Origin of the sequence: Butyricicoccus faecihominis (assembly GCF_014648015.1) — a bacterium.
Taxonomy (GTDB): domain Bacteria; phylum Bacillota; class Clostridia; order Oscillospirales; family Butyricicoccaceae; genus Agathobaculum; species Agathobaculum butyriciproducens.
In genome coordinates, this window is the sequence record NZ_BMQH01000022.1 from 1 (window position 1) to 17270 (window position 17270).

Annotated in this window: 15 protein-coding genes and 6 tRNA genes; 4 read left to right on the top strand and 17 right to left on the bottom strand. The window is 56.0% G+C overall.

The features are described from left to right. Window positions 1-222: 222 nt before the first annotated feature. The 6 genes from IEY11_RS14135 to IEY11_RS14160 all read right to left on the bottom strand — a co-directional run bounded on the left by IEY11_RS14135 (window position 223) and on the right by IEY11_RS14160 (window position 975). Window positions 223-298: transfer RNA gene (locus IEY11_RS14135), tRNA-Val, on the bottom strand. A 4-nt stretch (window positions 299-302) separates the two neighbouring features. Continuing rightward, a tRNA-Lys gene (locus tag IEY11_RS14140) sits at window positions 303-378 on the bottom strand. Between the two features lie 165 nt (window positions 379-543). Further along, a tRNA-Gln gene (locus tag IEY11_RS14145) sits at window positions 544-618 on the bottom strand. Window positions 619-689: 71 nt separating this feature from the next. Then, window positions 690-766, bottom strand: a tRNA-His gene (locus tag IEY11_RS14150). A gap of 26 nt (window positions 767-792) precedes the next feature. Further along, window positions 793-869 (bottom strand) — tRNA-Arg (locus IEY11_RS14155). A 32-nt stretch (window positions 870-901) separates the two neighbouring features. Further along, a tRNA-Gly gene (locus IEY11_RS14160) sits at window positions 902-975 on the bottom strand. A 155-nt stretch (window positions 976-1130) separates the two neighbouring features. Between IEY11_RS14160 and IEY11_RS14165 the strand changes: the two genes are divergently transcribed. Together IEY11_RS14165 and IEY11_RS14170 are read left to right on the top strand one after the other, a co-directional pair. Continuing rightward, window positions 1131-1829 (top strand): response regulator transcription factor, encoded by a 699-nt coding sequence (locus IEY11_RS14165; RefSeq protein ID WP_188886864.1) that lies wholly within the window; start codon window positions 1131-1133, stop codon window positions 1827-1829. Then, window positions 1813-3465 carry a sensor histidine kinase gene (locus IEY11_RS14170; RefSeq protein ID WP_188886865.1) on the top strand — a complete coding sequence of 551 codons (1653 nt, stop codon included), beginning with the start codon at window positions 1813-1815 and terminating at the stop codon, window positions 3463-3465. Before IEY11_RS14165 ends, IEY11_RS14170 begins: the two co-directional genes overlap by 17 nt. Before the next feature lie 34 nt (window positions 3466-3499). Here IEY11_RS14170 and IEY11_RS14175 read toward each other — a convergent pair whose 3' ends face one another. The 10 genes from IEY11_RS14175 to IEY11_RS14220 all read right to left on the bottom strand — a co-directional run bounded on the left by IEY11_RS14175 (window position 3500) and on the right by IEY11_RS14220 (window position 12899). Next, complete coding sequence (locus tag IEY11_RS14175) at window positions 3500-3754, bottom strand: DUF4177 domain-containing protein (protein ID WP_181967608.1); 255 nt, start codon at window positions 3752-3754, stop codon at window positions 3500-3502. Between the two features lie 99 nt (window positions 3755-3853). Further along, complete coding sequence (locus IEY11_RS14180; protein ID WP_188886866.1) at window positions 3854-6139, bottom strand: ATP-dependent Clp protease ATP-binding subunit; 2286 nt, start codon at window positions 6137-6139, stop codon at window positions 3854-3856. A gap of 64 nt (window positions 6140-6203) precedes the next feature. Next, a complete protein-coding gene (locus tag IEY11_RS14185; RefSeq protein ID WP_188886867.1) occupies window positions 6204-6830 on the bottom strand; it encodes a CvpA family protein in 627 nt (208 codons plus the stop codon). Next, on the bottom strand, window positions 6817-8070 hold the full coding sequence (locus IEY11_RS14190) for a DUF5711 family protein (RefSeq protein ID WP_188886868.1): 1254 nt from the start codon (window positions 8068-8070) through the stop codon (window positions 6817-6819). Before IEY11_RS14190 ends, IEY11_RS14185 begins: the two co-directional genes overlap by 14 nt. Before the next feature lie 64 nt (window positions 8071-8134). Then, window positions 8135-8911 carry a tRNA pseudouridine(38-40) synthase TruA gene (gene truA / locus IEY11_RS14195; RefSeq protein WP_243022601.1) on the bottom strand — a complete coding sequence of 259 codons (777 nt, stop codon included), beginning with the start codon at window positions 8909-8911 and terminating at the stop codon, window positions 8135-8137. Window positions 8912-9048: 137 nt separating this feature from the next. After that, a complete protein-coding gene (locus IEY11_RS14200) occupies window positions 9049-9852 on the bottom strand; it encodes an energy-coupling factor transporter transmembrane component T family protein (protein ID WP_118728864.1) in 804 nt (267 codons plus the stop codon). Then, complete coding sequence (locus tag IEY11_RS14205; protein WP_118728865.1) at window positions 9846-10721, bottom strand: energy-coupling factor transporter ATPase; 876 nt, start codon at window positions 10719-10721, stop codon at window positions 9846-9848. The genes IEY11_RS14200 and IEY11_RS14205 overlap by 7 nt, the downstream gene beginning before the upstream one ends. A 19-nt stretch (window positions 10722-10740) precedes the next feature. Next, window positions 10741-11592 carry an energy-coupling factor transporter ATPase gene (locus tag IEY11_RS14210; RefSeq protein WP_188886869.1) on the bottom strand — a complete coding sequence of 284 codons (852 nt, stop codon included), beginning with the start codon at window positions 11590-11592 and terminating at the stop codon, window positions 10741-10743. A 29-nt stretch (window positions 11593-11621) separates the two neighbouring features. After that, window positions 11622-12488, bottom strand: a complete 867-nt coding sequence (locus IEY11_RS14215) for a class I SAM-dependent methyltransferase (protein WP_118646018.1) — start codon at window positions 12486-12488, stop codon at window positions 11622-11624. Window positions 12489-12674: 186 nt separating this feature from the next. Then, window positions 12675-12899: a hypothetical protein gene (locus IEY11_RS14220; RefSeq protein WP_110435279.1), complete on the bottom strand. Its 225-nt coding sequence runs from the start codon at window positions 12897-12899 to the stop codon at window positions 12675-12677. Window positions 12900-13043: 144 nt separating this feature from the next. On the opposite strand from IEY11_RS14220, the gene rlmD reads away from it, so the two are divergent. Both rlmD and IEY11_RS14230 read left to right on the top strand, forming a co-directional pair. Then, window positions 13044-14678, top strand: a complete 1635-nt coding sequence (gene rlmD / locus IEY11_RS14225) for a 23S rRNA (uracil(1939)-C(5))-methyltransferase RlmD (RefSeq protein ID WP_188886870.1) — start codon at window positions 13044-13046, stop codon at window positions 14676-14678. 24 nt (window positions 14679-14702) lie between these two features. Further along, window positions 14703-14948 (top strand): DUF6061 family protein, encoded by a 246-nt coding sequence (locus tag IEY11_RS14230; protein ID WP_055058599.1) that lies wholly within the window; start codon window positions 14703-14705, stop codon window positions 14946-14948. 51 nt (window positions 14949-14999) lie between these two features. On the opposite strand, the gene IEY11_RS14235 is transcribed toward IEY11_RS14230, so the two are convergent. Further along, on the bottom strand, window positions 15000-17270 hold a 2271-nt coding region (locus IEY11_RS14235), incomplete at its 5' end, for an ABC transporter permease (protein ID WP_407926656.1).

The following is a 17270-nucleotide window of genomic DNA, read 5'->3' on the forward strand; positions in this document are numbered from 1 at the left end:
AGTGCTTGATGGTGGAAGTTACAGGGCTCGAACCTGTGACCCTCTGCCGGTTGGTACATGACGAACCCGGCTGCAAAAAGGCAAAGAAAAAGCACTTACTTTCGTAAGTGCTTGATGGTGGAAGTTACAGGGCTCGAACCTGTGACCCTCTGCCGGTTGGTAGATGACGAACCCAGCTGCAATAGAGAAAAAGAAAAAGCACTTACTTTCGTAAGTGCTTGATGGTGGAAGTTACAGGGCTCGAACCTGTGACCCTCTGCTTGTAAGGCAGATGCTCTCCCAGCTGAGCTAAACTTCCATTTTGGTGACCCAGCGGGGATTCGAACCCCGGACACCCTGCTTAAAAGGCAGGTGCTCTGCCGACTGAGCTACTGGGTCAGGTCAAAAAAGTTTTGCGCTGAGTATGAAATTAAGTCGTATGCCGTAATGGCAGGGACGGCTGGATTCGCTTTTGCTGCGGCAAAAGCCACGGCGGTTACAATATGCCACCGACATATTGCCAAGAGCCGCCTTTCGAATCCAAGGATTCAAAATCTGCCGTAATGGCAGGGACGGCTGGATTCGAACCAGCGAATGTCGGCGTCAAAGGCCGATGCCTTACCGCTTGGCGACGCCCCCGTATTCGTTTGCTCGAAACAGCGTTACCCTAAAGATAACGCGCTGCGTTCGCAGCGCGTCACAGGGTTATATGGGGTGGGTAAAGGGACTCGAACCCTCGACCCTCGGAACCACAATCCGATGCTCTAACCAACTGAGCTATACCCACCATATAAAGTTTGCAGCCGACGGAAATGGCACGCCAGGAGGGATTCGAACCCCCGGCCTACTGCTTAGAAGGCAGTTGCTCTATCCGGCTGAGCTACTGGCGCATATCAATTCCGACAAACCCATTCGAAGAAAATGGAGCGGGTGATGGGAATCGAACCCACGTGTTCAGCTTGGAAGGCTGACATTCTACCATTGAACTACACCCGCGGGTCTTTCTGACGCTTATTTAGTATATCAATAAAACCCTATAATGTCAACATCTTTTTTCAAATTTTTTTGAAAAACTTTTTTTGGCCAAATTTGCAAAGAACATCAAAAGGGCAGATGGTCATGCTATACTGTAATCAAAGGAGGGAGAGAGCATGAAAGCAACGATCTTACTGGCCGAGGATGAGCAGGCCATGCGTGAGGTGCTGACCGACTACTTCACCGCAAAGAGCGGCGGCGATTTCACGGTTGTGTCTGCGCCGGACGGCGACACGGCGCTGCACCTGATCGAGACCCGGCGGTTCGACCTGCTGCTGCTTGACATCATGCTGCCGGGCACGGATGGCTTCGCGCTGTGCCGCGCAGCACGGCAGCAGGGAGACGCGCCCATTCTGTTCGTCACGGCGCGCGAGGACGAGCAGGACAAGCTGCACGGCTACGGCCTCGGTGCGGACGATTATGTGGTCAAGCCGTTTTCGCTGGCGGTGCTGTACGCCAAGGCGCTGGCGCTTCTGCGGCGAGCGCGGGGCTTGAATGCCGGAAATACGTTGACAGCGGGTACCCTGTCACTCGACCCGGAACGGGGGATTGTCACAGCGAACGACAGGCGCATTGACCTGCCGCCCAAGGAATTTGCTTTGCTGCGGGCGCTGATGGAGCGCAAAAACCGCGTGCTTACTCGAGATGAGCTGCTTAATCTTGCGTGGGGCTGGGATTTTGACGGCACGGACCGCGTGATCGACGGGCACATCAAAAAGCTGCGCCGCGCACTCGGTCCGCACGCGGACTGCATCAAAACCGTGGTGAAGCGCGGCTACAAGCTGGAGGTGGACGGAGATGAAAACCAAACGTAGAACCTTTTGGAGCTTTTTCACACGAATCGGCGCGGGCTTCCTTGCATTCTGGCTGGCAGTGATGGCGGTGTTCACCGTCCTGCTGTCGCAGCAGCGTGCAAAGCTCATGCTGGCGGAAATGGAAAGCAAATCGGACAAGCTGATGGGAGAGGATACCGATTTTTTGCTTGATCCCTCGAGCTATGACACGACGGACGAGACGGAACTGCGCAGACGATTGAGCAAGCCGGTATTCATGGCGGACAGCGCAGACCCGCCCAATCTGCAGATCATCGAGACCGCTATCACCGACCTGAAATCCGGCAAAGTTCTGCAAAGCAACCGCTGGTGGCTTGAGTTGATCGAGGGAGACAACCTGTACCGCGTGGATATGAGCGGTCAGCCGCGCGAGGTGTGCGAGGCGGTTCTTGCGGGTGCGGGCACAGGCGAGTCGAAAATAGAATCGCTGCCGAAGATGACCTTTGAGGCGTGGGCGGACAGCGTGCCCGGATACCGCGATGACGCCTATCTGAAATCCATCACGATCGAGCCGACCAAGAGCGGCACTTGGGAGCCGACCGGAGAGGTGCGCACGATTGAATGCGCATATGACGCGGAGCAGGTGAAAGGTCTGACGCTGAAAACCATGAGTTATAGTCGCTTGGTGTGCCCCGGACCGAACGGCGCCACGACCGAACAGATTGCGGAATCCCTGTCCTCGCCCGCGCGGCAGGCGCTGCGGGAATGGGCAGAATACCCGAGCCGCACAAACAGCAGCCAAACGGTCGAGAAGCTGTGGCTCGTGCGAACGTACCGGCGGACGATCAGATATTGTCCGTTTGCGGAAAGCGGCGCTGTGCTGGTGTCCTATGCGGCGGAAGGATATCCGCTCAAAGCCTTGCTGCCGGTACTGATTCCCGTATGGGCGTTCAGTCTGGTGCTGGCGCTATTCTGCGCGGCAGTGCTGTCCGGTGCGCAGCTGCGCGTCTGGCGCAGGCAGGAGCGCATCGAGCAGGTACGCCGTGAAACGACAGCCGCGCTCGCGCACGAGCTGAAAACGCCGCTCTCCGTACTCAGCGCCACCGCCGAGCTGCTTGGCGACAACCTTGCACCGGAAAAGCAGGCACACTATCTGGGTGTCATTCAGCAGCAGGCGCAGCGGATGGACGGCAGTGTGCGGCAGATGCTCGAACTGTCGAGACTGGAGACCGGCGCAAAAGCTCTGCGGCGAACGGCGTTCTCTCTGGCAGAATTGGCGCAGGAGCGCCTGCAGGCGGCTCTGCCGACCGATTCCACCATCCGCACCGAATTTGCGGCACAGGGCGAATCTGAGGTGAGCGCCGACCGGGCGCTGCTCACGCGGGCGCTGGATGCCCTGCTCGAGAACGCCGTGCAGCATACATCCGAGGGCGGCTGCATCACGGTGCACCTCGTGGACGGTGTGCTCTCGGTGACGAACACCGGCGACGCCATTCCGGCGGACGCGCTGCCGCGGCTGTGGGAGGCGTATTATCAGGCCGATCCATCGCGCAGCGCAAAAGGCGACGGACTGGGACTGTCGATCGCGAAGACCGTGTTCGATCTGCATGGCTATGTCTGCGGAGCGGAGAATACCGAAATCGGACCGAAGTTCTGGTTCCAATTTGCCGATAAATAACAAAAAACCGCTCGAAAGAGCGGTTTTTACTTTATTAAATAACTTTTTCGAATACCATGGTTGCCTGAATGCGGTCGCCGCCCATCAGACCTTTGCTGCCGCCGTTCGATGTAGTAATCGTGTGCAGGCGATAACCCTTTTGCGCTTGATGGTTAATCGCTTCTTCCAGTTCGGTCAGGTTGCCGGAACCGGTGCCGAGAAATTTTTCCTTCAAAGTAACCTGCAGAACAACGTAATGATAGTCCTTGCCGGATGCGGTGGAGAAAGTCGAGGAATCGCTGAAATCCATAAATAACACCTCCAATAATTTACACGATTATACCGTATTCGACAGGAATTGTCAATCTGCGTGCAAAAGAAAACCGCCTGTTCAGGCGGTTTTCGCGTGTTAGATGGTATCCAGTTTTACCTTGCCGTCCACAGCGGACAGGTGAGCGCCTATCAGCGGCTTATCACCGGTGACGATGGCGGTGGCTAGCGGATTTTCGATTTCCTTTTCGATCAGGCGGCGCAGATTGCGGGCGCCGTACTTGACCGAGTAGGACTTCTCGGTGAGCAGGCCGAGCAGGCTGTCGTCCCACGTCAGGCGGATATCCTTGTCTGCGAGCGTGGTGCGCAGCTCACCGAGCATGATCTCTGCGATATGGCGGAAGTTATCCTCGGACAGCTGGTTGAACGCAATAATCTCGTCAATGCGGTTGAGAAACTCCGGACGCATGATTTCTTCAAGAGCCTTCATCACGCGATCCTTGCTCATCTGAGACACGGTGCGGCCGAAGCCTGCAGGCGTGTTATTGGACTGCGAACCGGCGTTCGAGGTCATAACGATGACCGTGTTCTCGAAGCTGACAACGCGGCCCTGCGCGTCGGTCAGACGGCCGTCATCCAGAATCTGCAGCAGAGAATTGAGCACATCCGGATGCGCCTTCTCAATCTCGTCGAACAGAACGACAGAGTACGGACGGCGGCGAATCTTCTCGGTCAGCTGACCGGCTTCATCGTAGCCGACGTATCCCGGAGGGGAACCAATCAGGCGGGAAACCGTGTGCTTTTCCATATATTCGGACATATCAAGACGCACAAGCGCATCCGGCGAGTCGAACAGGTCGAGAGCAAGCTGCTTGACCAGCTCGGTCTTGCCGACGCCGGTCGGGCCGACGAACAGGAAGGATGCCGGCTTGCGCTTGGGACTGATGCCCGCGCGGTTGCGGCGGATGGACGCGCAGACCGCGTCTACGGCTTCGTCCTGACCGATAACGTGCGATTTCAGGCGGGATTCCATATCGCGCAGGCGTGCGGACTCCTGCGCCGCTACCTTGGATGCCGGAATGCCGGTCCAGATTTCGATCACCTCAGCCAGAAGCTGCTCGTCAACCTGCGGTGCAGGCTTGGTCAGCAGCTCGTGCAGCTGTGCCTCCACCTGCAGAATGCGGCTGCGGCAGGTGGCGATCTTGGCGTAGGTCTCCTCCTCCTCCTCGGCGCGGGCAGAGGACTGGGTCAGCTCGTCAAGCTGTGCCTGCAGGCGCTCAAGCTCGTTCTGCAGCTCGGGAATCTCGGACAGCTGCGGAGAATCCAGATTGAGGCGCGAGCACGCCTCGTCGATCAGGTCGATGGCCTTATCCGGCAGAAAACGGTCGGTGATATAGCGTTCGCTCATCTCAGCGGCACGGCGGCACATCTCATCGGAAACAGTAACGCCGTGGAAGGTTTCGTAGTACGAGCGGATACCCTTCAAAATCTCGGTGGTCTCGGCAACCGACGGCTCACCGATGTAGACCGGCTGGAAACGGCGCTCGAGCGCAGCGTCCTTCTCGATATACTTGCGGTACTCCTTGAGCGTGGTCGCGCCGATCACCTGAATGTCACCGCGGGCGAGGGCAGGCTTGAGGATGTTTGCGGCGTTCATCGAGCCTTCGGAATCGCCGGTGCCGACAATGTTGTGCACCTCGTCGATGACAAGGATGATGTTGCCGATACGCTTTACCTCGTCGATCAGGCCCTTCATGCGGCTCTCAAACTGGCCGCGGAACTGCGTGCCCGCCACGAGAGCGGTCAGGTCGAGCAGATGGACCTCCTTGTTGCGCATCTTGAACGGAATGCGGCCCTCGTTGATGCGGACTGCCAGACCCTCGGCAACGGCGGTCTTGCCGACACCGGGTTCGCCAATCAGGCACGGGTTGTTCTTCTGGCGGCGGTTCAAAATCTGAATGACGCGGTCGGTCTCGCGGTCGCGGCCCACGATGTGGTCAATGCGGCCTTCTGCGGCCTTTTGGGTCAGGTTCTCGCAGTAATTGTTCAGATATTTGCGCTTTTTGTCCTCCTTGCGGGAAGAACGGGTGCGGGTCTCCTCCTGAGAGCCGCCTGCGGGCTGCCCCGGCAGAGTGCCGGCAGCGACCGGGTCGGTCTCGTGGGGTGCGTCGTCGTCCGTGCCGTCCGAACCGGCGGGAACCAGATCGTTCAGGTCAGACAGGGAGCCGATCTCACCGGAGAGCGCTTCGAGGTCGTCCTCAGTGATACCCATTTGCTCCATGATGTTGTCGAGCGGCTTGACACCCAGTTCGCGTGCACATTTGAGGCACAGACCCTCCTGGGTGGTCTTATCCGGTCCCTCGATTTTGGTGATGAACACCACCGCGATGTTTTTCTTGCACCGCGAGCACATTGGCATATTCATAGGTTAAACTCCTTTTAGGAATTGAGAATTGGTAATAGAAAATGGAGAATTAAGGTGTTCTCCATTAAATGGCGATTGGTAAAACATCCACTAGCTGTTTGAGCAGCAGCGTATGCTTGACACGCTCCGGCGAGAGATAGCCGAGCGATGTGTAGGTGATCGGGAACAGCCACTGCAGCACGATCAGCAGGATGCAGACGAATGCAACGCCGGTTACAAAGCCGATGAGTGCGCCGCCTGCAGAATCGAGTGCGCTGAGCGGTGTACGCCGCACAATGAGCTTGAGGCTGCGGCCGAAAATCCAGATGAGCCGTCCGAACAGAACGCTGAACAGCACCACAAGCATGGAGAACGCGATGCTCTCCGACATGCCGACAGCCGCTTCGGTGACGCTCTGCCGCAGACCGTCCAGCACGCCTTCGGCGGTTTTAAGTGCGGCCTGCTTTTCAAACAGCTGACCGACTGCCGGCACGACCACCCACTGCGCGATATACGGTGCGGTATACTTGGCTGCGGCGACCGACGCGGCGATCATGCCGATGCGGCCGAGCACGCCGTACAGCGCACCGACCAGTCCCCGTCGGGCACCGAGCCACACGTTGGCCAGCAGCACGGCAATGAGGATCAGGTCAGGCGCGTTGAGCAGCTGCGCCGCTGTGGAAATCATATCGTTGATATCAGTTATCTGCATGCACTTCCTCGGATCGTTCGGAATGCGCGGTAAAGATACGCGCGTTGCGGTTGTAGAGCAGGAAAACCGTACCGTCATCGGTCATGAGCACACGGCGTGCGCCGACAGCATCATCGTTGTGCCACTGCGGCTCGGCGGAGGTGTTGTAGACCGTAACGCCGGACGCAGACAGCACCGCCGTACCGGCGTTGGAGACGGCAAGCGCCGTCGGCTCCTCGGTCAGTGCGAACGGACCGTGCAGACTGCCGTTGCGGACGGTATAGAGGTCGCTGCGTGCATCGTTCAGGTAGGAGCGCACAGCGACAGCCATCGTACTGCCCTGAGAGGCAGTGGCGATCAGATCCTGCGAGCTGAGCTCGAGCAGCACATCGACCGTGCCTCTGCGGGTGACATGATACAGGCCGGTATCGCACAGCGCGATCGCGGCGTTGTTCTCGGAATAAGTGAGCGTTACACCGAGCGCGTCAGTCAGTGCGGTGTCCGAAATCTGCTTGCCGGAGGACACATCAAAGAACAGCACATGGGATTCGAGCGTTACGCCGTTCTGCCGGAAGGCGAGAATGCCGAGCGTATTGCAGTCCGGCGAGAGCACAGCGGATACAATATAGTATTCCGAAGCGCGGTATTTGAAAACCTCTTTTCCTGCGGTGTCGTAAACGGCAGCGGCGGTACGGTAGCCGTGCTCATTGGTGGTGAGCACGAAACGGCCGCTGCGGCCGATCGAACCGTTCAGAATGGTGGATTCCAGCTCCAGCTCCGCGACAGCGCCTGCTGAGCCGACCAGTGCGGCTTTGACGCCGCCGCGGTCGTACACGAGCACATGATTCGTGCTGCTTTCCACCGCGGGATCGGAGTAGCCGAGCGAATAGCGCAGCGTGGTCATGCTGCCCGCGCGGGACAGGAACAGCGCGTCACTGTCCGCGTACGCCAGACCGGATTCAAACAGCGCACCGTCGCTGAAGGTCTCGTTTTCGTAGTTGATGGTGGTGATATCGCCGTCATGCGAGCGAATACCGGCCGCAATATAGCTGCCGAGCGTGCGCAGCGAGGTCGGCGTAAAAATACGGTAGTTGGCGATCAGGAACAGGGCTGTTCCCAGCACCAGAGCCCAGCCGCAGAGCATGCGGAGCAGAGCGGTCGTGCGGATACGCGCGTCCTTGCTGTCGAGCAGGCGCTGACGGCGCTCCCGCCTGGAGAGCGGAAAGCGGATGATATTCTGCTTTGGGTTCTGTTCGCTCATGAAATCCCGCCTCCTTATTGTAGCGTGTTTAATGGGTGAAAATGTGAATAAAACTTGAAATCTGTCAGTCCGACAGGCGGAATCTGTCCAGTTCGGGTGTATCGTCGTACCACAGGCGGTTCATGAACAGACCGCAGGCAGGCAGGGTCGGTCCGGCCTGCTCTCTGTCGCACGCGAGCAGTACGTCGCGCACCTGCTCGGGCGCTAGCTTGCCGCCGCCGACATACGTCAGCGTGCCTGCAATCGCGCGGACCATGTTGTACAGGAAGCCGTCGCCGCAGACGCGGATGCGGATGAGGTCATCCACCGGCTCCACCTCGCACCAGAAAATAGTACGAACCGTGCTCTTGACCGGTGTGCCCTGACTTCTCACGGATGCAAAGTCCTGCTTGCCGACAAAATACTGTGCGCCTTCCTGCATTTTTGTAATATCCAGCGGATAATTGTACCGATACGCGTACCGCGCGTGGAACGGGTCCCGCAGGGTGGAAGGAAACAGATAATAGGCGTATTCCTTTTTGGTGCAGTTGAAGCGCGCATCGAAGTCCTTGGGAACCTCGACTGCGCCGGAAACCGCAATATCCTCGGGCAGAAAGCTGCTCAGCGCATACGGCAGACGGTCCATCGGGATCGTGCAGTCTGCGTGGAAGTTTGCCACATACCGGCGGGCATGAACGCCGGAATCCGTGCGTCCGACACCGGAAACATGAACTTTTTGCTTCAGCAGATGAAAAATCGCGTCCTCCATACTCTCCTGAATCGAAGGACCGTTTTTCTGAATCTGCCAGCCGTTATAGTGGGTGCCGTCGTAAGACAGCACTACTGCAATATTTTTCATCATTTCAGTTACTCTTAGTGGGTCGTGAATGGAGAATTGAGAATGGAAAAATGGAAAATGAAGGTGCGGTGCAAAAGCGCCGATTATAATAAATCGCACTTTATGCGATACCGCAATTCTCCATTATCAATTTTCAATTATCAAAGGCCAAAATGCTTGAGTATAATAACAACTGCGAACAAAACCGCAACCCACAATAAAGCGCAAACATCTACGCGGGCGATCTTCAGCTGGCGCATGCGGGTACGGCCAACATCGCCGCGGTACAGTCGGCACTCCATGGCGGTTGCGAGTTCGTCTGCACGGCGGAACGCCGAGATGAACAGCGGCACGAGAATCGGGATCATGGCCTTGGCACGCTGAATCAGGTTGCCGGAGTCAAAATCTGCACCGCGCGCCTTCTGTGCCGAGATAATCTTCTCGGTCTCTTCGATAAGGGTTGGGATAAAGCGCAGTGCGATCGACATCATCATGGACAGCTCATGCACCGGCGCGTGCAGCTTTTTGAGCGGAGAAAGCAGACGCTCGAGTCCGTCGGTCAGCTGAATCGGTGAGGTGGTGTAGGTGAGCATGGATGTTGCGATGATGAGCAGCATCAGGCGCAGTACCATGAAAATGGCCAGCTTAACGCCTTCCACACTGATGTGCAGGAAGTGCCACTGGAAAATGTAGGTGCCTGGTGTATAGAACAGGTTGAGCACCGCTGTGAAGATAACGATGAACAGGATCGGCTTGAGGCCGCGCAGCACCATTTTGGGCGAAATACGCGAAATACCGATGACAACGGCAAGAAATGCGATGATCAGCGCATAGGAAACCGGGCCTTGCGCGAGAAACAGCAGCACGATGAATGCCACCGTCAGCACGATCTTTACGCGCGGGTCAAGACGATGCACCGCGCTGTTGCCCGGAAAAAACTGACCGAGGGTAATGTCCTTCAGCATTCGTGAGCAGCCTCCTTCCACTTGCAGGCACGCAGGGCATCCATTGCCTGCGCTACGGTGTAGACCGAGGTATCAACATCGTGACCGCGCTTTTTCAGCTCAAGCATGACCTTGGTGATCATCGGGATGTCCAGTCCTGCGGCAATGATCTCGTCCGCGTGCGAGAAAACCTCGCGCGGCGTGTCGCAGAACAGCACCTTGGCGTGATTCATCACAAGCAGACGGTCGGCAACCTGTGCGATATCCTCCATCGAGTGGGACACGATGAGTATGGTCGCGCCGGACTGCTTGTGGTAGCTGCGGACCAGCTCAAAAATCTCGTCACGGCCCGCCGGATCGAGGCCCGCGGTCGGCTCATCGAGCACGAGCACATCCGGCCGCATCGCGATAACGCCTGCGATGGCAACACGGCGCTTCTGACCGCCGGACAGCGCAAACGGAGACTGGTCGGCAAGCTCGGGTGCAAGGCCGACTGCCGCCATGGATTCGCGCACGCGCTCGTCAATCTCGGCCTGCGGCAGCTTCATGTTGGTCGGGCCGTAGGCGATATCCTTTGCGATGGTCTCCTCGAACAGCTGGTATTCCGGATACTGGAACACCAGACCGACGCGGAAGCGCGTTTCGCGGCTGCACTTGCCCTTGGCATCCCAGATGGACTTGCCATCGAGCAGGACCTCGCCTTCGGACGGCTGTAGCAGACCGTTCAAGTGCTGAATGAGCGTAGACTTGCCCGAACCGGTGTGACCGATCACACCGAGAATTTCGCCTTTTTCGATTTTCAGGTCAACATGGTCAAGCGCAACACGCTCAAAGGGGGTGCCTGCGCCGTAAACGTGCGTCAAGCCCCTCGTTTCAAGTATGGTTGACATAAGATTCTCCTTCGGATAATCAATTCAAATATTCTTGTTCGAGAATATCTGCACATTCCTCGATCGAAAGTGCGTCGATCGGCAGCTTTTCGCCGTCCTGCTGATCGAGGTCGTACAGGACTTCGATGGTCTGCGGTACGGTCAGGGAAGCCGCGCGCAGCTTGTCCACCTGCGTGAAGATCTCGCGCGGAGTGCCGTCCATCAGCACGTTGCCCTTGTGCATGACAACCACACGCTGCGCCTGTACGGCCTCGTCCATGTGGTGGGTGATAAGGATAACGGTGATGCCGAATTTGCGGTTCAGCTCACGGACAACATTCATGACCTCACGGCGGCCCTGTGGGTCGAGCATGGCGGTCGGCTCATCGAGTACAACGCAGCGCGGCATCATGGCGATAACGCCTGCGATTGCGATTCGCTGCTTCTGTCCGCCGGACAGACGGTGCGGCGCCTGTGCACGGTATTCGTACATGCCGACGGCACGCAGTGCATCGTCAACGCGCTTGCGGATCTCTGCGGGCGGCACGCCCATGTTCTCCAGCGCAAATGCGACATCTTCTTCAACAACGGTGGCGACAAGCTGGTTGTCCGGGTTCTGGAATACCATCGAGACGGTCTTGCGCACCTCATAGGTGTTGTTTTCGTCGCGGGTGTCCATCATGTCAACGTAGCATACGCCGCCGGTCGGCAGACGGATCGCGTTGAAGCAGCCGGCAAGCGTACTCTTGCCCGAGCCGTTGTGACCGAGCACCGCGACGAACTCGCCGCGCCGGATGGAAAGATTTACGCCCTTTAGCACAGGAACGGAAAGCTGTCCGTCCTCGGCCGGGTAGGCGTACTGCAGGTTTTCGGTTTTGATGATTTCACTCATTTATTTTCGTCCTTCGGTAAAAAAGGTTATTATTCTTCCGCGATAAACCGTGCCGACGAGCCGCACGGCAGCACCAGACCGGTCGATTCGACCGGCAGGCCAAGCTCCTGCGCCTCAATCTTGCCGGCGGCGCGTTTGCCTGCGGTGATGCCGAGCAGATAGCTCATCACAGACGGCGCAAGGCCGGTGGAATAGCTGGAAATGAGCACGAACAGCGGCTTGTCGCTCAGCACGCCCATGGTCAGGTCAATGAAGTCGGCAACGTCCTCCTCGATCTTCCACGTCTCGCCGGACGGACCGCGGCCGTAGCTCGGCGGGTCCATAATAATCGCGTCGTACTTGCGTCCGCGGCGGATCTCGCGCTGCACGAACTTTTTGCAGTCGTCCACGATCCAGCGGATCGGGCGGTCACTCAGACCGGAGGACGCAGCGTTCTCCTTGGCCCACTGCACCATGCCCTTGGACGCGTCAACATGGCAGACGGACGCGCCGGCGTTTGCCGCCGCAAGCGTAGCTCCGCCGGTGTATGCGAACAGGTTGAGCACGTTGATCGGGCGGCCTGCGTGACGGATCATCTTGTCGATAAAATCCCAGTTGGCAGCCTGTTCGGGGAACAGACCGGTATGCTTGAAGCTCATCGGCTTGAGCTGGAACGTCAAATCACCGTAGTGGATAGCCCACTGCTCGGGCAGCTTGCGGATTTCCCACTTGCCGCCGCCCGCGTTCGAGCGATGATAGATAGCGTTCGGCTTATTCCAGATTTTGCAGTCCTTGTCGCGCGGCCAGATAGCCTGCGGGTCGGGGCGCTGCAGAATCTGATTGCCCCATCGTTCAATTTTTTCACCGCCGCCGCAGTCGAGCACGGCGTAGTCTTTCCAATGATCTGCGATCCACATAAATATTCTCCATTACATTATATATAAGTAGTTGTTTACACAATAATTCAGTATCTATTCTACCACCAAATATGCACTAACGCAATGAAAAGCGATTAGAAATAAAAGATGTCAAGACAGCGTATTTTGGCGAATACAGCAAAACGGCTGCACCGCAAAGTACAGCCGTTCGAGCGGGAAAAGCGGTCAGAACCGTTCGCAGTAGCCTTCGCCGCCGTTTGCAAGCGACTTGAGGGCAGTTTCGCGGCGTTCCTCAGGCTCGTCCGAGATACATACCGCATCGGTCAGCACCTGCCGCGCCTGATACGGCAGATCGAAGAATTGCTCCATTGCCCGCGGACTGTGTCCCATTTCCTGCATAAAATGAAAGGGAATCTCACCGGAGACCTGTTTTTTCCTGTCCTGTGCCATAATTGCACGCTCCTTTCGATTGCAGTATCTCCGAAGTTCGTGCTATAATACCATTATAAAAATTAGTAATTAGGAAGTAGTAATTGAGGGGAGAAGTTCACTTTCCATTCTCCATTCTCAATTTTCCACTATTGAGGGGTTTTTATGGATTTGCAGAAGAATAAGACGTATCGTTGTCAGATTACGGATTATACAGCGGACGGCACGGGGTTTGCGAAGATCGAAGGCCGGGCAGTATTTGTGCCGCGTACGGCAGTTGGCGATCAGTGCGATGTCCGCATTGTCAAGGTGACGAAAAATGTGGCGTTCGGCAGGGTAGAGAAGATTATCGTGCCGTCGGGACAGCGCATTGCGCCTGCATGTCCGGTGGCGGACAAGTGCGGCGGCTGCTGTTATCAGCACATCACCTACGGGGAAGAACTGCGTGCAAAGGAGAAAAAGGTGCGTGATGCGCTGACGCGCATTGGCGGTCAGGACGGCGCAAAGCTGCTCGGCATTACGGGTGCGCCGACGACTGAGCATTACCGCAATAAGGCGCAGTATCCGGTCGGACGGGACAAAGAGGGCAGCATCGTTACCGGCTTTTACCGTCCGCGCAGCCACGACATTGTGCCGGTGGACAGGTGTCTGATCCAGTCCGAGACGGCAGATAAGATTGCCGCTGTGGTGCGTGAATGGATGACGGAATTTTCGGTCAAGCCGTACGATTATGCGAGCAAGCGCGGCACAATTCGCCATATTTATGTTCGTGTGGGCGAAAAAAGCGGCGAAAGCCAGCTGACGCTCATTTCTGCGACCAAGAAAATGCCCGGACTGGACGTGCTGGTCGAGCGTTTGCGCGCGGCAGCACCGTCGCTGACGGGTATTCTGCTCAACCACAACCAGCGCGATGACAACGTGATTCTGGGTGACAGGACGGATGTTCTCTGGGGTGAACCGATGTTGGAGGACCGCCTGTGCGGACACACGTTTTTGCTCTCGCCCGAGGCGTTTTATCAGGTCAACCACGCGCAGGCCGAGCGTCTGTATGCGTGTGCGGTGGACTACGCCGGTTTGACCGGCGAGGAGACCGTGCTTGACCTCTATTGCGGTGCGGGTACGATCACGCTGGCGCTGGCCGAGCATGCAAAGACTGCCATTGGCGTGGAAATCGTGCCGGAGGCCATCGAAAATGCCAAGCGCAACGCGCTCCGCAACGGCATGGAAAACACAGAGTTCTTCTGTGCGGATGCGGGTCAGGCAGCGCAGCGGCTGGCCAAGCGCGGTATTGATGTGCTGGTGGTCGATCCGCCGCGCAAGGGTCTGGACGCGACTGCACGCGACGCGATTCTTAAAATGCAGCCGCCTAAGGTCGTGTACGTTTCATGCGACCCGGCAACGCTTGCGCGCGATGTTGCGGAGCTGTGCGGCGCAGGCTATACGCTTGAGAAGGCACGGGCGTTCGATCTGTTCCCGAGAACTTTTCATGTTGAGACGGTTGTCTTGCTTTCCAAGGGCGAGGTCGACTCGAAAAAGATTCGGGTTGAGTTCTCTTTGGAAGATATGGATATGTCCGAATTTCAGGATGGGGCAACCTACACCCAGATCAAAGACTATGTGCTGGAGCATAGCGGGTTAAAGGTATCCAATCTTTATATCTCACAGATTAAGAGGAAATGTGGGATTGAAGTTGGCAAGAATTACAATTTGCCGAGGTCCGAGGATTCCAGACAGCCACAGTGCCCACCGGAAAAAGAGAAAGCGATCCGAGAAGCATTCAAATATTTTGGGATGATCTAACATCCTGCAAAATGGAGGTTTCTTATGGATAGATTGATTTCTTGTGAGTTTAACATGGATACCGCTTGTGTGGAATTGAAATTTTTTGATGGCAGCAAGATTGCCATTGATACGATTGCGGTGGAAAACGAGGTTGCCGACAATATGTATCAGCGGTCAGAACTGGATTATCTGATCTACAATGACCCGATTGGATATGCAGACCTTGTTTTGAACGGAAACCCCGAAATTTATCTAAAAACTGTAACTGAATGTAAACCCTTAGATTAAAACTCAGCCCTCTGCCTTTTCCTTGGCAGAGGGCCGTTTTTTGCTTAACAGTTATTGAGCATCCCTTAATTGCTCTACAACGCTGCATTTCGCTGCGTTGTCATACATCATGCAAGGAATCAGCCACCCCAGCAGAAGAAATACCGGAATTGTCAGCAGGACAGGCAGAATGGTGAATCGATACTCAAAGAACCAGAACATACTGCCCAGCATTTTTCCTGCAAGAGGTCCCACCGCCAGCGACAGAATAAAGGCCGCCGCTACGGAGGACATTGCGTAAAATAATCCCTCGTAGATCAGCATGGTTTTGAGCTGCCGGTTCGTCATTCCTACAGCCTGAAGCACAGCAAATTCACGGCGGCGGGAAAGAATACCGGTCATCATGGCGTTGAAGAAATTTAAGAGTCCCACCAGCCCGATGATAGCACAGAGAATACCACCTATCAGAAAGAACATCTGCCGGAACTGAGCAAATTCAGAGCGAGCCGTGGCCTTGCTTTCATACATCAAGGGCGAAAACTCACCGGCAGTGAGCTTCGATAGATATTGCTCTGCTTCGGCCTCGTCAACTTCGTCCGCTGTGTCGAACAGGTAGAGCATCGGAATGGCTGCACCACCGCTGTCCCTCTGTGCGGTGTCCACAGACAAAACTACGTCATATCCAATACCACTATAACGATAACTCATGGAATTCGGAAGTTCTACCAAGGCGCAGACCGTGTACTCTACATCTCTGGCTCCATACAATTTTGCCTGAAAGTACTCCTCCGGTGTATCTTCGGTGAGTTCCCCGGTGCGGCTGTCGATATATTTCACATCGTCCGCATAGGTAACGGTGATCGTGTCTCCCACCTTGGGGTAGTATTCAAGATTGGGCAGATTACCGTAGTCATCTAAGGAAACCGCAATGGCAATGGCGTTATTGTCCGGCTCCAACATGGGAGAAATATCTCCGTCGAATACTTGCAGCTTGTCAAACAGACTGTTATCCAGAGCCTCGATTCTGGTATCTCCCATCACCATATTGCCCCGGTGCTCCAGACGGCTCATATGGCTGTCCAACTGCTCGGCGCTTTCGTACTTTGCATAGTCCTGCCGCAGAGCATTCTCCGTCATCCACAGGTAGGCGGGTTTTCGCACAGCATATCCCGTGCCGGAAAGACTGGCCTTTGTGTTTGCTGCGATCTCTTCGATTTGTTCTGGCGTGATGAATTCATCTGCCGGGTTGTAACGGAAATAGTCGGGCGTGCTGACGATAAAATCGGCGCAGGTCATGGCGGATACATACTTCTCCATGCTGAAGCCGCCCACAAAGGCACACAGCGCATTGAACAGTGTCACCGACAGTGCCAGAGACACCACCACCAGCACCGTCTTTTTCTTGTTTCGTCCCAGATTGGCAAAGGCCATCTGATGGAGCTTTGCTCCCCGGATGCTGCGCCGTTTTTTCTTGGTCTGCATCACATCCGTATATTTGGTAGCCTCCACCGGAGAGACCTTGGCTGCCATTTTTCCGGGCTTAGAACAGGACAAAAGCACCGTCAACAAGGCAAACAGCATGGACCCAAGGAAGATCACAGGCGAAGTGCTGATGGTGGTGATGCCTGTATCCAACTGGATGGAGTGCAAGACAACAGGCACCAAAACAGCGCCGATGCCGTAGCCCAGCAGCAGCCCCGCCGGAATGCCGATCAGACAAAGCAGAAGTGCCTGCTGGCGAATGATGCGTTTGAGCTGCCGGGGCGTTGTGCCAATGGTTTTCAGAAGTCCGTAAAACCGGATATCCCCTGCAACAGAGATCTGAAAAATGTTATAGATGATAAGATACCCAGTGAAAATCACCAGCAGCAAAAAAGCTGCTATGGCGATCACAAGTTCCGGATCAAGCTTCGACTCCAGCTGGGATGAGGTATATCCCCAGTTGACGCCGATCCGGACGCTGTTGGGATCGGTATAGCTGTCCCATGTGTAGCCAAGATCGGTATCCACCTGCTCCATCTGCCCTTGAATGTTTGTGCCGGAGGCCAGCATGACATTCAAATCGGTGCGGAAAGGCTGTAAACCTGTTTTTACTGCCTGCGCTTCGATGTCATCTGCGTAATCACGGCTGATGTTGATGTAATGAACAGGCATTAGTTCATCATAGTCCCAATAGCCTACCAGCGTAAAGGTATCTGTTACAGTAAAGGCGGTTTGATCCTTGTCCGTAATGGAATAGGGACGCCATCCCAAATTTTGTGTAAACCTCTGCGAAGGTGTAAAATAGAGATATAACCGTGGAGGGAAGCAAAATGCCAGTAAAGAAACGAACACCGAAAGAGA

What these genes read in the sequence shown, in the direction of transcription:
- rlmD (WP_188886870.1), top strand. Translation starts at nt 13,044, where the DNA reads ATGGATTTGCAGAAGAATAAGACGTATCGTTGTCAGATTACGGATTAT.
- IEY11_RS14165 (WP_188886864.1), top strand. Translation starts at nt 1,131, where the DNA reads ATGAAAGCAACGATCTTACTGGCCGAGGATGAGCAGGCCATGCGTGAG.
- IEY11_RS14210 (WP_188886869.1), bottom strand. Translation starts at nt 11,592, where the DNA reads ATGAGTGAAATCATCAAAACCGAAAACCTGCAGTACGCCTACCCGGCC.
- IEY11_RS14180 (WP_188886866.1), bottom strand. Translation starts at nt 6,139, where the DNA reads ATGAATATGCCAATGTGCTCGCGGTGCAAGAAAAACATCGCGGTGGTG.
- IEY11_RS14215 (WP_118646018.1), bottom strand. Translation starts at nt 12,488, where the DNA reads ATGTGGATCGCAGATCATTGGAAAGACTACGCCGTGCTCGACTGCGGC.
- IEY11_RS14205 (WP_118728865.1), bottom strand. Translation starts at nt 10,721, where the DNA reads ATGTCAACCATACTTGAAACGAGGGGCTTGACGCACGTTTACGGCGCA.
- truA (WP_243022601.1), bottom strand. Translation starts at nt 8,911, where the DNA reads ATGATGAAAAATATTGCAGTAGTGCTGTCTTACGACGGCACCCACTAT.
- IEY11_RS14220 (WP_110435279.1), bottom strand. Translation starts at nt 12,899, where the DNA reads ATGGCACAGGACAGGAAAAAACAGGTCTCCGGTGAGATTCCCTTTCAT.
- IEY11_RS14170 (WP_188886865.1), top strand. Translation starts at nt 1,813, where the DNA reads ATGAAAACCAAACGTAGAACCTTTTGGAGCTTTTTCACACGAATCGGC.
- IEY11_RS14185 (WP_188886867.1), bottom strand. Translation starts at nt 6,830, where the DNA reads ATGCAGATAACTGATATCAACGATATGATTTCCACAGCGGCGCAGCTG.
- IEY11_RS14200 (WP_118728864.1), bottom strand. Translation starts at nt 9,852, where the DNA reads ATGCTGAAGGACATTACCCTCGGTCAGTTTTTTCCGGGCAACAGCGCG.
- IEY11_RS14190 (WP_188886868.1), bottom strand. Translation starts at nt 8,070, where the DNA reads ATGAGCGAACAGAACCCAAAGCAGAATATCATCCGCTTTCCGCTCTCC.
- IEY11_RS14175 (WP_181967608.1), bottom strand. Translation starts at nt 3,754, where the DNA reads ATGGATTTCAGCGATTCCTCGACTTTCTCCACCGCATCCGGCAAGGAC.
- IEY11_RS14230 (WP_055058599.1), top strand. Translation starts at nt 14,703, where the DNA reads ATGGATAGATTGATTTCTTGTGAGTTTAACATGGATACCGCTTGTGTG.